The organism is Prevotella heparinolytica (assembly GCF_004342845.1).
GTDB classification, from domain to species: Bacteria; Bacteroidota; Bacteroidia; order Bacteroidales; family Bacteroidaceae; genus Bacteroides; species Bacteroides heparinolyticus.
On record NZ_SLXB01000041.1, the window covers coordinates 1 to 14,154 of the forward strand.

Annotated in this window: 11 protein-coding genes and 5 pseudogenes; 8 read left to right on the plus strand and 8 right to left on the minus strand. The window is 43.3% G+C overall.

The window, feature by feature from the left end; genetic code table 11:
* Positions 1–261 precede the first annotated feature (261 nt).
* Positions 262–723, minus strand: a pseudogene (locus EV202_RS15325) (PcfJ domain-containing protein).
* 322 nt (positions 724–1,045) lie between these two features.
* Here EV202_RS15325 and EV202_RS14300 point away from each other — a divergent pair.
* Both EV202_RS14300 and EV202_RS15495 read left to right on the plus strand, forming a co-directional pair.
* Positions 1,046–2,020: an IS982 family transposase gene (locus EV202_RS14300; RefSeq protein WP_131927537.1), complete on the plus strand. Its 975-nt coding sequence runs from the start codon at positions 1,046–1,048 to the stop codon at positions 2,018–2,020.
* 334 nt (positions 2,021–2,354) lie between these two features.
* Positions 2,355–2,450: pseudogene (locus tag EV202_RS15495) on the plus strand (IS982 family transposase); the annotation flags it as partial.
* A 24-nt stretch (positions 2,451–2,474) separates the two neighbouring features.
* Here the strand turns inward: EV202_RS15495 and EV202_RS14310 are convergent.
* From EV202_RS14310 to EV202_RS14325, 4 genes and pseudogenes are all read right to left on the minus strand, one after another.
* Positions 2,475–2,675, minus strand: a complete 201-nt coding sequence (locus EV202_RS14310; RefSeq protein WP_131927538.1) for a hypothetical protein — start codon at positions 2,673–2,675, stop codon at positions 2,475–2,477.
* 24 nt (positions 2,676–2,699) lie between these two features.
* Positions 2,700–2,882 carry a hypothetical protein gene (locus EV202_RS14315; protein WP_125239999.1) on the minus strand — a complete coding sequence of 61 codons (183 nt, stop codon included), beginning with the start codon at positions 2,880–2,882 and terminating at the stop codon, positions 2,700–2,702.
* Positions 2,879–3,310, minus strand: coding sequence for a PcfK-like family protein (locus EV202_RS14320; protein ID WP_125240000.1), 432 nt, complete (start codon positions 3,308–3,310; stop codon positions 2,879–2,881). The genes EV202_RS14315 and EV202_RS14320 overlap by 4 nt, the downstream gene beginning before the upstream one ends.
* Before the next feature lie 763 nt (positions 3,311–4,073).
* Positions 4,074–4,606: pseudogene (locus EV202_RS14325) on the minus strand (hypothetical protein).
* 188 nt (positions 4,607–4,794) lie between these two features.
* Between EV202_RS14325 and EV202_RS14330 the strand changes: the two are divergent.
* A complete protein-coding gene (locus EV202_RS14330; protein WP_165899449.1) occupies positions 4,795–5,313 on the plus strand; it encodes a hypothetical protein in 519 nt (172 codons plus the stop codon).
* Here the strand turns inward: EV202_RS14330 and EV202_RS14335 are convergent.
* Positions 5,298–5,888, minus strand: coding sequence for an RNA polymerase sigma factor (locus EV202_RS14335; protein ID WP_131927539.1), 591 nt, complete (start codon positions 5,886–5,888; stop codon positions 5,298–5,300). The two genes, EV202_RS14330 and EV202_RS14335, sit on opposite strands and share 16 nt — an antisense overlap.
* A gap of 80 nt (positions 5,889–5,968) precedes the next feature.
* Here EV202_RS14335 and EV202_RS14340 point away from each other — a divergent pair, with 80 nt between their 5' ends.
* The 5 genes from EV202_RS14340 (at position 5,969) to EV202_RS14360 (ending at position 13,432) form a co-directional block, all read left to right on the plus strand.
* The gene (locus tag EV202_RS14340; protein ID WP_125240003.1) at positions 5,969–6,934 is read left to right on the plus strand and encodes a FecR family protein; all 966 of its coding nucleotides are present in this window, start codon (positions 5,969–5,971) and stop codon (positions 6,932–6,934) included.
* Positions 6,934–9,933 carry a TonB-dependent receptor gene (locus EV202_RS14345; RefSeq protein ID WP_131927540.1) on the plus strand — a complete coding sequence of 1,000 codons (3,000 nt, stop codon included), beginning with the start codon at positions 6,934–6,936 and terminating at the stop codon, positions 9,931–9,933. Before EV202_RS14340 ends, EV202_RS14345 begins: the two co-directional genes overlap by 1 nt.
* Positions 9,934–10,058: 125 nt before the next feature.
* Entirely contained in the window at positions 10,059–10,838 is a 780-nt protein-coding gene (locus EV202_RS14350; RefSeq protein WP_125240005.1) for a class I SAM-dependent methyltransferase, read from the plus strand.
* Positions 10,839–10,927: 89 nt separating this feature from the next.
* Entirely contained in the window at positions 10,928–11,539 is a 612-nt protein-coding gene (locus tag EV202_RS14355; RefSeq protein ID WP_131927541.1) for a tail fiber domain-containing protein, read from the plus strand.
* Positions 11,540–11,587: 48 nt separating this feature from the next.
* On the plus strand, positions 11,588–13,432 hold the full coding sequence (locus tag EV202_RS14360) for a S8 family serine peptidase (protein WP_131927542.1): 1,845 nt from the start codon (positions 11,588–11,590) through the stop codon (positions 13,430–13,432).
* Positions 13,433–13,675: 243 nt separating this feature from the next.
* On the opposite strand, the pseudogene EV202_RS14365 reads toward EV202_RS14360, so the two are convergent.
* Both EV202_RS14365 and EV202_RS15335 read right to left on the minus strand, forming a co-directional pair.
* Positions 13,676–13,833: pseudogene (locus EV202_RS14365) on the minus strand (tyrosine-type recombinase/integrase); the annotation flags it as partial.
* Between the two features lie 171 nt (positions 13,834–14,004).
* Positions 14,005–14,154: pseudogene (locus tag EV202_RS15335) on the minus strand (polysaccharide lyase); the annotation flags it as partial.

Genomic DNA, 14,154 nt, shown 5'->3' on the forward strand with positions numbered 1-14,154 from the left:
TCCATTTCACCCAAGTTGATGAGGATGCCCCGTGCCATGAGTCCGGCATCCTCGTTTTCAATACGTGGCAGGGTTTCTGCAGCTTTCTTTAATTCCGGAATAAATACTCTCCGCAGGAGGAAGATTTTCGGATGTCACCGGCAGGCATGGCCTTGACGGTTGCAGGACGGACTTAACTTCGCGGTAAAATAATTATCTGAGGTTGGCCAACCGAATGATCGGGAAATTATAAAAGGAGTACGGCTGTGGAAAACAGGTATTCTAGGACGTTCCGGCACAGGGCAGGATTTTCATATCGGTAAGTAAAAGTTCTATAGTCTCAATGCGTTTCTCCTCAATACGTGCCGACATCACAAGGCTGTCGGGTCGGTCGTAATATGAATTTGAGAATACGCAATGGTGCATTGTCTCGCCCTCCTCTTTGAAAGCCTTTATGCTGTCCAGCACAATAATATCAATCGTGCCGTCTGAAATCGTGAGGTCAAAGAACTTGGGTTTAAGCCTTATGAAGTCGGCTTCACACTTCATCGCCTTTTCCAACTCCTTACGGCTTCATTCTTTCTCAACGGCTTGCGCCTTACGCTTCGTCCAATAGTCGTGTGCCTCCTTGAGGTTGTCGGAGCAGATATAATGTGCGTTGTGAATATCCCTGCCACAATATTCAAGGGTTTGCACAAGGTCTGCCCATAGCGAAATATCGGAAATACGGTAGCCGTTGCGCATGGTTATCTTGTATGAGTCCCATAACTTGCCAAGTTCAGTGATGTGGTCGAGGAAATAGGCAAGATCTTTAATGTTTCCAGATTTCACTATAGTTTCAATGTGTGGGTCTGTAACCAATCCGTTGAACAGCTTGTCGGGGCTGACATCGGGAAAACGACCTTTGACACCCCTTTTGCGGAAACACGGCAGTATCTTTGACCCTGCATTGACATACGAGTTGGCAAGTGTCCGATAAACATAGCAGTCTTTTTTCTGTTCAATAGTTGTGGAATATAGGAATATATCTACAACCCGTTGGCGGAATTAACCTAATAAAAGATTTATGAATAGTAGGTTGTGCATATTATTGATATTTAGTAAATTAAAGGTGAACAAACTTTTAATAAAGAAATATCGTATGCACAATCTATATGCAATATTCGCAAAATTTCTGAACATATGCAAGCAAGTAGCCGGCAACTTAGTCAATGAATCAGGGAATATGCCAAGAAAAGGAGTAGTTCCCAAATTCTCGGACCTTGAAATTGTAGCGTTGAGTATGACATCAGAAGCTGTTGGTATTGACAGCGAGTCTTTGTTGTTTGCAAAGTTACAGGAATATAAGAGCAAAATTCCCAATCTTATATCCCGTAGACAATACAATGACAGACGTAAAACGACCTCGTTTCTGTGCAATACAATCCGGGAAAGAATGGCTTCAGAAATAGATGGAGGTGAGGAATTTTTCTGCATTGATTCAAAACCGATAGAAACATGTCGTTTTGCCCGTTCCAAACGTTGCCGTATGGGGAAGAAGAATATTGAGAAAGCACCATCAATCGGATACTGCGCATCACAAGGCATGTATTATTACGGATATAAGCTTCATACGGTCTGTGGATTAAGTGGAGTCATCCATTCCTTTGACCTTACCAAGGCCTGTGTACATGACATCCATTTTCTGAAGGACGTGAAAGCGGACTATAGTAATTGTACGGTCATAGCAGACAAAGGATATATAAGTGCACAGGTACAGCCGGATTTGTTTGAAACGGCAAATATCAGATTGGAAGTGCCATACAGAAGCAATCAGAAAGAATGGAAACCGACATACCCGGCTTTTGCCAAAGCAAGAAAAAGAATTGAAACCATATTCTCGCAACTATGTGACCAATTTATGATTATAAGGAATTATGCGAAAGATACCGACGGATTGTTCGCTCGGATTATCGGGAAGATTAGTGCACTTACAATCCTGCAATACATTAACTACAAAAACAATAAACCCATTGGCAGAGTTAAATATGCGCTAATTTAACGTCAGTTCGAGATAAGAAAAGTGTACTAAAAGTTGGTAATCTCACTTATTTATAGTTGAATACCAATAACTGTGTAAAACAAATCCTTTATCCCTGTCATTTGTAAAGATATTCTGTAAGGGTTATAATGCCATCATCTTCGTTTTACCATCTTCGTATCATCTTCGTATCATCTTCGTATCATCTTCGTATCAAGTTCGTATCATGTTCGTGTGGAGTTGCTCGCTATAGACACGAAGAAAAGACGAAGATGATAAGAGTGAGTATCAACTTTTTTCAAAGGAAGGAGAGGCCTTTATCGGGTGATGTCTTTTTCCGGAAATAAAAAGAAAGAGTTTCCTCTTGTCAGGGCTGACAGCTTATAACCTGCTACCAAAGAAGCCGTCTATGAATATTGACATTATTGACAAAAGCAGATTTATTGCATAAGATTTATATCGAGTTCGCGTTAATTTAATTCCGCCAACGGGTATCTACATAATAATTCATGCTTCTGTGTCTTGCTTCAATGGCACGGTTGCCATTGCCGTCATACCACCTGCGTATGATTTCCATTGTCTCATGTTTCGCCTTGTGACCCCTGCGGTAGCCGGAATGAAGCATATAGATACGCTGTATCTGCAGGTCGTCAACGGTCTCACGTGTGCTGAACATCTGTTTTTCGTTGTATATTCTCTTTCAGGTGTTGTGGATTTCAAGTCTTGCCCCACATTCGGGACATACATTGATATGCCCTTTGGTTCGGAACGAGAAATGCGATGCTATTTTTCTCTGCGCCCACTTCTCTTGTGCTTCGGACAACGGCTTCAGACGGTTGCTTGCCTTCGTTACCCTGCGTTGAAATGTCGTGCGTGGTTTCATAAGGTTTCAAAGTCAAAAAGTGAAAGTTCAGGTTGTTTTGCAGGCTGTGGCTTTACCGTCCTTGGCTTGCTGTGTGCGTTCTGCAGTTTGCGCATTTCTTCCTCTTGAAAGCGTTTCAGCGCAAGAACCTTTTGCTCGGCTTTCTCTTCCTCGGTCAGTTCTACATGGTGGTTCACCACGACATTGCAGTTTATGGGCTTGCCGATTTCCATGTCAGGCTCATCTACTACATGAACAGCCATAGAGTATATTTTATCATCTGAAAAACCGCAACACCCCGAAGCCTGTACTTGATTGAGGATATAAGTCACTACATCATCAATCGTGCGTGTCGTTGCCTCGTATCTCACACGGAATAACTCGTCTGTCTCAGCTCTCTTGTCAAGATAGGCTTTGATTGTCTTTTTGAAGCGTTCTGTACTTTTCATATTTGCAGTGCTTTTGAATTTTGATTTTTATTTCCCTGTCCGTCCTAAGCCGTTCAGCTTGTCGGTCGGGAGTTTTTTTTCATGCAATCACGACAGTGTGTGCAACGGAGAATGGTTAGGCAGGTAAATCAGGTTAAAAATCATGGAATACCTTGATTCACGGAATCAACGGAAGGCTGCTGTTATTTTTTGACGGATTAGCGGAAGTGGTGCTTGATGTCCATTCGGCACACACTAACTTTGCTGCGAAAAAAAGCACCGGCCACAACTGCTGGCTGGATTGAAGCCCGTCAATCATACAATGAGGAATTTATATGTTAAAAGTGGCCATGACGTATGGTATTTCCAGGAATATCCCCATGTGAGAAAAAGGATCGACCGCATGGTCGTTTTGACAGGTATAGGCTTGGGCGGGTAGACAATGGTCTGTCTGACAAAACGAAAATGACTTTTGCCGTTTGCCGGATGGCAGATACGGCAAGTGGCATGTTTTGTCAACAAGATTTCCTGCGAAGGAACAAAAAGAAGCGTGATGTCGGTTATTCGGCCCTCGTTCCTGATGTTTTATGGCTGGAAATATTGCAGACACTCCGCTTTTACCGGGAGGGGGAAAGCCTGGCCATAAAAGGAGTTTTTCCGTATAAAAGGATTGGAGTCCGGCTATAAAAGGGAGATACGGCACATGGCTCCCATGAGAGATTGCGAAATCCCTCATTGGAAACATAGGCTGTGTGACAGACCCCATATCGGAGCCTGCCATCAGTCATACCGCTTTATTGAAAGCCGTTCCGAACCGCCCCGTTTCCCATCCGTAAATCTTCGCTACATAAGGATAAAGTGAACATGTCTTTTTGTGGAAGCCGGCTTCGTCTGTTTCACGGTTATAAATCAGTTCGCCTATGCGTTCCGCCTCGTCAATGTCTTTCGCCACACGGTAAAGTACATAGTGAGTGCCGTCATGGTGTGAGGGGCTGCCACGGATATTGAAGCCGTCACCGTATCATTCGTTCTCATCTTCTGACACGTTGAATATGCCGTTGACATTATGTCCGAGTGTCTTGTAGCCCTGCCGTCTGCCGTCCCAAAAACGAGATTGGCAAATGCAATGACAACGCCGTCAATCTTCCTGTCAAGGTTCATGCGTTCGTCCGACAGGAAATCATTGATGACTTTTGCCCATTCTGCATCGCTGACAGTGTAGTCTTCATCATCGAGTATGTCACGCTGCGCGCTTTCGTATTCCTCCCTCGCCTTGTCATCAAATAAATCTTCGCTTGACCATATTATCTGTTTTATATCCGTATGGGTTATATTGTTGTCTGATTGTATATTGACGGTTCGCTTGTCACATTATAGATATAAGGTAACATTTGAACAAAAATAAATACGCCACCGTTTAATAATAAAGAAACACCCGAAACATGAAAGCAAAAATTCTATTTCTCTCCTTATTAGGCATACTATTCGCTTGTAATTCAGCGGATATGAACACAAATTTTGAAACCGATTTAGAAAGTAACGCCCCTAATCAGGTGCTGCTGCTGAAAGTGGACTACACCACCAACACGTTTGAAGGCGGAACGATATTGGGTTTCGACAAGAAAACCGAAGACTTTACTATTGAAAACAAGTACATTGTGCCAAGCGATTTCGGCAGCGTGAAATTGATTTACAAGGAACTCGGGCAACCACTTTTTGAGGGAACCATTCATTGGATGGGGCAGGGTAAAATGACGTTCCCCGAAAAACTTGAACCAGCTTCTGCTTTTAAACACATATCAACCTACGCCCCCCGTTATCCCACCGGTTTTGAAAATGTATTTAATCCCGACAATAGGGAATTAGATTATGATAAACCGTGGATTTCCGTTCAAGGTTTGGCAAAAACGCGCGAATTTCTCACTGCCAATCCCACTCAAAAAGCCAAATTGTTTCTTTACACGCCGAGTGTGGGCGCGGGCGACCCAAAAGAGTGGTATTGGGTTATTTACCTGAAAAAATAAATCGCGACAAACAACCTTACTGCGCTATCGGCAATTTCGGGATAATGTTTCCGAATGTACTCGCGAACGGTGTGTAGCGCCCTCGAAAACGTGTTGTGAACCGTTTGCGGTGTGGTATTCAATTCGTTGGCAACCTCTTTGGCGGAAATGTTATCCACCCGCATCCAAAAAGTTTTTTTTGTAAGCAACGTACTGCTTTTCAGTGCATCGCACACAATATGCAACAATTCCTCTTTCTCCATGTCCGCACCTGCCAAAAGCGGCGAAACAATATCGGTTTCATCTATCGGAACGGTTTCGGGAACGGCAATTCGATAAATGTCGTAGATGCGGAAACGCAGGTGTTGCATCAAAAAAAACTTTGTACATCCGTCTTTATCGGGGCGCAACATACGCGGATTTTCCCAAAGAGCCAGCCAAAAATTTTGCACAATCTCTTTCGCCACATCCGCATGGTGCACCTTCGACAACACAAAACAGAGAGCGACACGACTGTACCGCTCATAAAACCGCAAAAACGCCCGCTTGTCTTTTTGGGCGATGGCGCGCAACAATATTTCGTCCGTTGTATGCAAGGTGAAACAAAAGTACGCAAAATCTGCGAAATCTGCAAAAAAAAAAGTACTTTTATCCGCTCAAATAGCTTTGGAACAAAATGAAAGAAAAACGAAACATTTCACACGAAACGTTGTCGGTGCAGGAAAAGGCGGCGATTACCCGCAATTTGTTTGAACGATACCGCCGCGGCGAAACCTCGCCCGAAGAAAACGAAATGGTAGAGTCGCTCGAAACGGCGTTTATTCCCGAAAAAGAGTTTGCTGTTACCGATGAACTCATCGCCGAATTGAACGCCGAAACCAACGATTTTGTTTACAAAACGATAGGCATCGAAAAAACGAAAAAACGCCGACTTTCGCCCGTTTTGGTCGGTGCGGCGGCAAGTGTCGCGCTGTTGATTATCGGGATGCTGCTGTTCAATAAACCTGCAGATAATCAAGTCGAAAAAGTTGTTACCGAAACCGCCATCAAGCGCATCGCGCTTCCCGACGGGTCGGAAATAACGCTCAATGTGGGCACGAGCATACGCTACAACGCCGCGCGCGAAGTGTGGTTAGACGAGGGCGAGGCGTTTTTCGATGTAACGCCCGATATCGAAAACCCGTTCACTGTGCATCTTCGCAACGGATTGTCGGTACGCGTGCTCGGCACGAGTTTCACGGTGCAGAGCTACGCCGAGTTGCCATTTCAGCAAATTGACGTGTTGAGCGGAAAAGTAACGGTTTCCGCGCCCGATAACGAAACCGTGGAATTGGTTTCCGACCAAAAAGCCACCTACCGTGCCACCAAACTTTCGCGACAAACAACCAATGCCGCGCAAAAAGCGGCGTGGCGTACAGGAACGGTTGTTTTGGTAAACGCATCATTTGCAGAACTTCGGTTGCGCATGCGCCAACTGTATGGCAAAAATATTGTTTTTGAGGATGTTTCCCAAAATATTTCCATCCACATCACGCTTCACAGAACTGCGCAACCCCTCGAAATTGCCGACGAAATCGCCGCCCTTTACGGTCTGTCGTATCGCATTACGCCTGACAAAATCGTTTTCCAACCTCAAAAATAATGTCGCCAAACTGCCCGAAAATAATTCTCATTACCACCTTTCTGCTGCTGTTTTTCGCACAAGAAACAACGGCGCAGTTTGTTTCGTTTCCGCAAGAACCGATGCTTTCGCGCATCCAAAAAATTGCCGAATGGGCGCAAAAAAACGCACAATCCATCACGTATGAAACGCGTTTTTTGGAAGGTGTAACGGCGCGGGCGTTCACAAGCGCGTCTGCCGATGTGGAAGATTGGTTGCGGATGTCGGTTGAGGATACTCCCCTTGCTTACAGGAAGATAAACCGTTCGCGCTTTGTGGTGTTTCGCTCAATTGATACGCCTGCGGCATCGGGAACATTGGCGGGAAAAATTACCGATGCGTTCGGCACGCCGCTCGCGGGCGCAACCATCTGGTTATCAGCGATTGGAAAAGGAACGGCAACGGGAATGAACGGCGATTATGCCCTGACGTTGGCGGCGGGAATATATGCCGCCGAGATCCGTTTTCTGGGTTTTGAGCCGATGCGCGTGGAGCAAATTGAAATCGGAAACGGACAAATCACCCGTTTGGACGCAGCATTGCAGGAAACAAAAATTGCCCTGCACGAAATAGAAATCGGCCGAAAACTGCCCGAAAACGTCATCGCAGGCGCGTTGCGGGCGCAGCGTAACACGCCGTATATCAGCACGGTATTGAGCAATCAGGAAATAAACTGCTCGGCGGCAAACAGCGTGCGTGACGCGCTGAAACTTGTTTCGGGAATGGAGGTAACGGAAAACGACGGTCTCATTGTGCGCGGCGCGGGCGGACGGTGGAACGCGGTTTTGCTCGATGGAACGCCACTCCCCAATTACGACCCTTCGTATAAACTTTTTTCGTTTGATTTGCTGCCGCTTGCCGCCGTGGACAACATTCGGCTGCTGCAATCGGCAACGCCCGACATTCCCGCGACGTTCGGCAATGCGGCAACCGAAATCATCACAAAAGACATTCCCGAACAAAATTTCGTGCAACTCACGGCCGAAGCCTCCATTCACGCGCAAAGCACGTTTCACGACCAACGTACACGACGGTGCGGACGGCTCGATTTTATCGGTTTCGACGACGGCAGTCGGGAAACGGTAACTGCGTTTCCGCCCGAACATTTCGGCATTCGCGACCGAAAAACGCCGCCCTCTCAACGCTACGTCGCCACCATCGGAAGAGCCTACACCGCTGATAATCAGAAAAACCGCTTTGGACTGATTTTTTCGGTATCCTACGGCAACACACAGCGACAAACGGCGGTGCACCACACCGTGCGCGGACGGTGGAAAAATATGGACACGTACACGGGAAACTACGGGCAAACCCGAAATTCGGGGCACATTTACGGCTATCAAACCACCATGGGCGGAATACTGAATGCGGGCTGGCAGCGGGGAAAAAACCGCGTGAGTTTTCGGAATGTTTTTTCGCGAAATTTTGAAAACAATCTTACCGAAATCGCGCAACATTTGGAAGATATTGATTATAACGAGCAGAATATCAGTCATCAGTTTTTCAATTACCCCACGTTTTCGAGCCTGATACAGAATAAATTGGAGGGACAACACGGTGCGAAAAACGCGTTGCTGCGGTGGAATGTTTCGCACACGTTTGTGCGGCGTGAACGTAAGGATGCCGCTTTTTCGGAGGTGTACAAACCGATGCGCGATGATTCGCTGGTTTATTTTTTGCACCACAATCCCGCGCTAAAAACGCTTTATCCCGCTTCGAGCGGATGGTACCAGAATACTGAGCGTGATTTTTGGGTGGGCGTTTCGGCCACTTTTCCGTTTCAATGGAAAAGCATAAAAAGCAATGTCACAATTGGTTACAACGGAAGTTTCGGAAATATTCGCTACGCATATCGCGAAAGACTTCATCGCTACAACAACAAATCGGATATAGACAATCCTGAAGCGTGTATTTATCAGGAGATTATTCAAGACGAATACAGAAAAACAGGCATTCGCCACTTGCCGTTCGCAATGCTGGAGCACCGTTGGGGCGAGGCATTGCGGCTTGTGTGGGGCGTGCAGGGAAATTACGAAAATAGCGCCCGAAAGTGGTATGCGCCATCGGCAAACGTTTCTTTTGTGCCTGTTTCCAATGTAAACGTGAGAGCGAGTTACCGATACACCTTTATCCGCCCGCAATTAGTTGATTACGTGCCTTTTCCTGTTTACGACACGCATTTGTTGGGTACATCGGTCAATCGCCCCGTTGAGCCGTCTTTTGTGCAATCGCTCGATTTTCGGGTTGAGAAATACGCAAGTACACTCGATTTGTTTTCTTTCGGCTTGTTTTACAGAGATATACGCAACCCGATTGAGCGCACCACGTTTGAATATCGGCACGATGAACGGATGTATATTCTGCAAAATTCAGACCGCGCACGCCATTACGGTTTTGAGATACACGTGCGAAAACACCTCGATTTTTTTAATGGAAACGATTTGCTGCGGAAAACGCAACTCACGGCAGGATATGTTTTTACGCGTTCATCAGTACACGGAAAACGGATGCGGTTGATAACGCACGAAAACGGAGATACCAAATTTAAGGAAATTCCAACCGCGCAAACGCGTCCGCTCTCGGGGCAAATGCCGTATCAATTTAATGCGGGCATCCGTTATGCCGACAATAAACTATTTGTAAATGTGCTGTTTAACCGAAGCGGGCGACAACTTTTTTTGTTGGGCGAAAACGCCCATGCTCACGAGTACCGCGCGTCGTTTAACTCGCTCGAAGCAAGCATCGGTTATCGTTTTCCCAAAAGTGGTATCTTGTTGAAATTGAGCGGCTCAAATCTGCTCAACGCCCACGAAATTTTCTATACCAACACGCCCGTCGATTATGTTCGCGATGAATATAATTTCCCCACCGACAACCTTTTGCCCCGCAAAACCGAGAACTACGACAAAGGGCGCGATCCCATTGTTCACAAAACTCGCGGTGGACGCACGATTACTTTTTCAGCAAGCGGCACGTTTTAACACTTTTCTCTTCCTTTTTTTAACTAAAATCACGGTTAGGTTTTCCGTCGTTTTCACGTAATACTAAAAATAACTTACGGATTTATGTATTCTCTACATAAATCCTCCCAACTGAAAACGGATATATGCAAAAACGACATACGAACAGAAAACAATATTTTAGGGAACTTGCACAGACGTGCGAAAAATATTTCCTGCCATTCGTCGAAAATCATCTGAAAATTACGCCCGAGCACCGTATTTTAGAAATCGGATGCGGCGAAGGCGGCAATTTGTCGCCATTTTCAAAGCGTGGATGCGAGGTAACGGGCATTGATATTTCTGCCGTAAGGATTGCCGAAGCAAAACAGTTTTTTCAGGAAGAAGGGTTGGCAGGTCGTTTTTCGTGCCAAGATATTTTTTCGGCAGAAATTGACGGCAAATTTGACATTATCATTATTCACGATGTGATTGAGCACGTGACGCAAAAAAGGAAACTGCTAACAATAGCCCAAAAACTACTGAATCACAACGGTTTAATTTATGTAGGTTTTCCGCCGTGGCAAATGCCGTTTGGCGGGCATCAGCAAATTTGCAACAACCGAGTTGTGTCCTTGTTGCCGTTTGTTCATCTGTTGCCAAAAAAAATTTATAGAGCTTTTTTGAAACAAACGGGAGTAAAAGAACGGGCAATTAACGAACTGATAGAGATAAAAGAGTGCAAAACAACCATTGAGCAATTCAAAAAATTGGTAAAGGAAACTGATTTGGCACAAATAGACGAGGAGTATTATTTCATTAATCCGCACTATGAGAGCAAGTTCGGATTGAAACCCCGCAAAACAATTCCGCTTTTTTCGGCCATTCCAATTTTAAGGAATTTTTGCACCACATCATATTTTGCAGTTTTGCAGAGTAAACAGTAAATCTTTTAAATAGCATAGATGGATTTTGGATAATTACCTTACTCTTAAACAAAAGTTAGCCAATTATTTACAAATTAAAATTTTAAGTTATGAAAACAAATCTATTCTACAAAATCGGTTTAAGCATTGTACTTATGGTTCTCTCTGCTTTTCTGTTCTCAAAATCGTATTCGCAGATACGATATAACTCTAATGGGAAATTGACAATTGGCAATACACAGCCTTATGAGTTTTATTCGCAAACAGTAGAAGGAAGTGGAATGTATTTTACATGCTTCACAAACAAATTCTTGCAACTTGACGTATCACCTGCAGCACCAAGAATTGCAGGAACTGGAAATCAAATCGTTTTTTACAACACGAAAACCAGTGCATTTAACAGCATCCAGGTGGCAAATGTGTACAATTATTCCGATGTAAAAGCCAAAATAAATATTAGACCATCCGTTTATGGTCTTAACACCATTAGTCTATTACGTCCGGTAACTTATCAGTTTGTAGGCGAGAAAGAGATGGGGCGGAGCAGTAATTTAGAAATTGGTCTTATAGCCCAAGAAGTTGAAAAAGTTTTGCCCAGCATTGTTTACACAGATGACGAGGGTAAGAAATTGATAAATTATGTGGCATTAATCCCGGTGTTAATTGAGTCTATAAAAACACTTCAAACTGAAGTGAACGAATTGAAGAAGTCTGTGAAATAGACTTCTATGCTAAACATCAGTATATGTTTTATTTAAACTGTAATATTTATGAAATATGCAAAAATCATAGCCTTTGTATTATTTGTTATTCCCTTGATTTTTATCGGTTGTTCCGATGAAGATGAACAAGTTCAGAATAATGAAATAATATCAGAAGCTGCCAATAGTAGCACCCGAGCGGGAGAAGCTACCGACTACTATTGGTATCAAGGCCAGAAAATAGGGTTGAATAAAAATGAAAGTAAAAAATTCATTCTTTTCAAGCAAGAAAGCAGAATGAAATTGAGCACGAATCTTGCTAATTTAAAGTTTGCAGATTCGTTTTCCGAGGTTAAAATGTCGTCAAAGATTAAACGCTCAAAAGCATCGGCCTCATCCGTTTCATCTTTGATGTGGGCAAGTGTGGAAACATCTGAATCTCTTTTGAAAAACAGCGAGATTTTATATGAAGCTCCGTATTTTACAACGGGAGACGGATATGAGTTGGGGCTTAGTCATTTGTTGTATGTGAAACTGAAATCAGAAAAAGATGTGGAACAACTTACAGAAATGGCGAATAAGTTCAACGTTGAACTTATTGGTAATAATGAATATATGCCTTTGTGGTACACATTGGGATGCACAAAAAGCTCGAAAGGGAATGCGTTGGAAATAGCCAATATTTTTTACGAAACGGGGTTGTTTGCTGAAGCGCAGCCTGATTTAATGACAGCAATCATTGCAAGTTGTGTTAACGACACGCACTTTAATAGCCAATGGAATTTATTGAATACTGGGCAAAATAATGGAATCTTTGGTAGTGACATCAGATACTGTGGAACCAGAAGCATTACAAGTGGTTCTAACAATATTATTGTTGCTGTTATTGACCACGGGATTCAATTAAATCATCCGGATTTGAACATTCATCCCATAAGTTACGACACAGAAATAGGTAGCTCTCCTAGCATAGTAAGAGGAAGTCATGGTACAGCATGTGGCGGAATAATTGGCGCATTATCGAACAATAATCTCGGTGTTGCCGGAATAGCTCCTAATTCACCATTGATGTCAATAAGCAATAACTTAATAGCTTCTCCGGACTACAATCAAAAAGTTGCAGATGGTTTTAATTTTGCTTGGTCTAATGGGGCTTCAGTAATATCCAATTCGTGGTTTTCTCCAACTCCTCAAGCAATACTAACAGATGCAATTCAAAATGCAATTTCAAATGGGAGAAATGGAAGGGGGTGCGTTGTTGTGTTTGCAACAGGTAATCACAATTCATCGGTAAGATACCCCGCAAATGCAATACCTGATATATTAGCCGTTGGAGCAATGAGTCCGTGTGAAGAAAGAAAAAACCCAAATTCTTGTGATGGAGAGAATTGGGGCAGTAATTTCGGAACAACATTGGATATAGTTGCGCCAGGAGTGCTAATCCCCACAACAGATAGAACTGGTAATGCTGGCTACAGTTCGGGAGATTATATTTTGAATTTTAATGGAACATCTTCTGCTTGCCCTCACGTTGCTGCAACAGCCGCTTTAATATTATCTGAGAATCCGCTATTGACACAAAAGCAAGTTGCAGACATTATAGAGAGTACCGCACAAAAAGTAGGTAATTATAGCTACTCTTCAACAAATGGAAGACCAAACGGTACATGGCATCAAGAAATGGGGTACGGCTTATTAAATACTTTTGCAGCTGTAGCAAAAGTCAAAAGTGAAACTCTTAATTTTTCAAATCAAAATCTTTATTCAAGTTTGTTCACAGGTAAATGGAATGTTGTCGCAAATAATGTAAATGTGTCAAATAATGCACATTTAACATTGAATTTTGGCGAGCAAATTACCATCAATCCTCCATTTACTGTAAATGCAGGCTCTCAATTAAGTATTTACAGATAATCAAAATCCATTTATGTATAACAAGAACGGGATGAGAGTTTTTTCATTCCGTTCTTGTTGAAAAAACAAGGAAAAAAATTATAAACGTTGCTTAATTCATAGCCTACGCTAACCTTTCCTCTACATTTTCGGATTGGAAATGAGAAGGGCGCAATGTGAATAAAAAACATATTAGCCAAAAGGCAACATAGAAAGCTCTAAAAAACATTTCATTTGATTTTTAGAGGATAAATATTTATCCTTTTACCTTTTTAATTCGGGCAAACTATCAATGGCTTTTTGCTTCAATCCATCAACGGCGCGAGTATATTCTCGGTGTGTTTTAATCCGCTATGCCCTAACAGACTTGCCACTGTTTTGATATTGGCGCCATTGTTGAGAATATTCACGGCGAAAGAATGTACAGGCTTGAGTCAATCCATCGCTCGCCCATATTTATATCAAGTTCCTCATAGGGGATTGCTGCGGGTGTCGCTTCTTCAAGTGCTTTCAGAACAAGACGGAAGAGCATCATTAGCGTCTCAAGAATAGTAAAAATAAAAATATATCGGGAATAGCGTTAGACAGAACTTTTAATTGGGTTGGGAAGAGGCATTCCTTTCATGTTGCTCGTAGCCGGCAAGATTGTAACAGACCGGAGTGGTGCTGTTTCCCACACGGTAGATGCCGAATTTGAAATAATACCCTTCTTCATCATTTCGTCCTATCAATATCTTTTCGTT

Bases quoted from the DNA above. Each gene is read 5' to 3' on its own strand.
- EV202_RS14360 (WP_131927542.1), top strand. From the start codon at position 11,588: ATGAAATATGCAAAAATCATAGCCTTTGTATTATTTGTTATTCCCTTG.
- EV202_RS14320 (WP_125240000.1), bottom strand. From the start codon at position 3,310: ATGAAAAGTACAGAACGCTTCAAAAAGACAATCAAAGCCTATCTTGAC.
- EV202_RS14345 (WP_131927540.1), top strand. From the start codon at position 6,934: ATGTCGCCAAACTGCCCGAAAATAATTCTCATTACCACCTTTCTGCTG.
- EV202_RS14340 (WP_125240003.1), top strand. From the start codon at position 5,969: ATGAAAGAAAAACGAAACATTTCACACGAAACGTTGTCGGTGCAGGAA.
- EV202_RS14355 (WP_131927541.1), top strand. From the start codon at position 10,928: ATGAAAACAAATCTATTCTACAAAATCGGTTTAAGCATTGTACTTATG.
- EV202_RS14330 (WP_165899449.1), top strand. From the start codon at position 4,795: ATGAACACAAATTTTGAAACCGATTTAGAAAGTAACGCCCCTAATCAG.
- EV202_RS14350 (WP_125240005.1), top strand. From the start codon at position 10,059: ATGCAAAAACGACATACGAACAGAAAACAATATTTTAGGGAACTTGCA.
- EV202_RS14315 (WP_125239999.1), bottom strand. From the start codon at position 2,882: ATGAAACCACGCACGACATTTCAACGCAGGGTAACGAAGGCAAGCAAC.
- EV202_RS14300 (WP_131927537.1), top strand. From the start codon at position 1,046: ATGAATAGTAGGTTGTGCATATTATTGATATTTAGTAAATTAAAGGTG.
- EV202_RS14310 (WP_131927538.1), bottom strand. From the start codon at position 2,675: ATGTTCAGCACACGTGAGACCGTTGACGACCTGCAGATACAGCGTATC.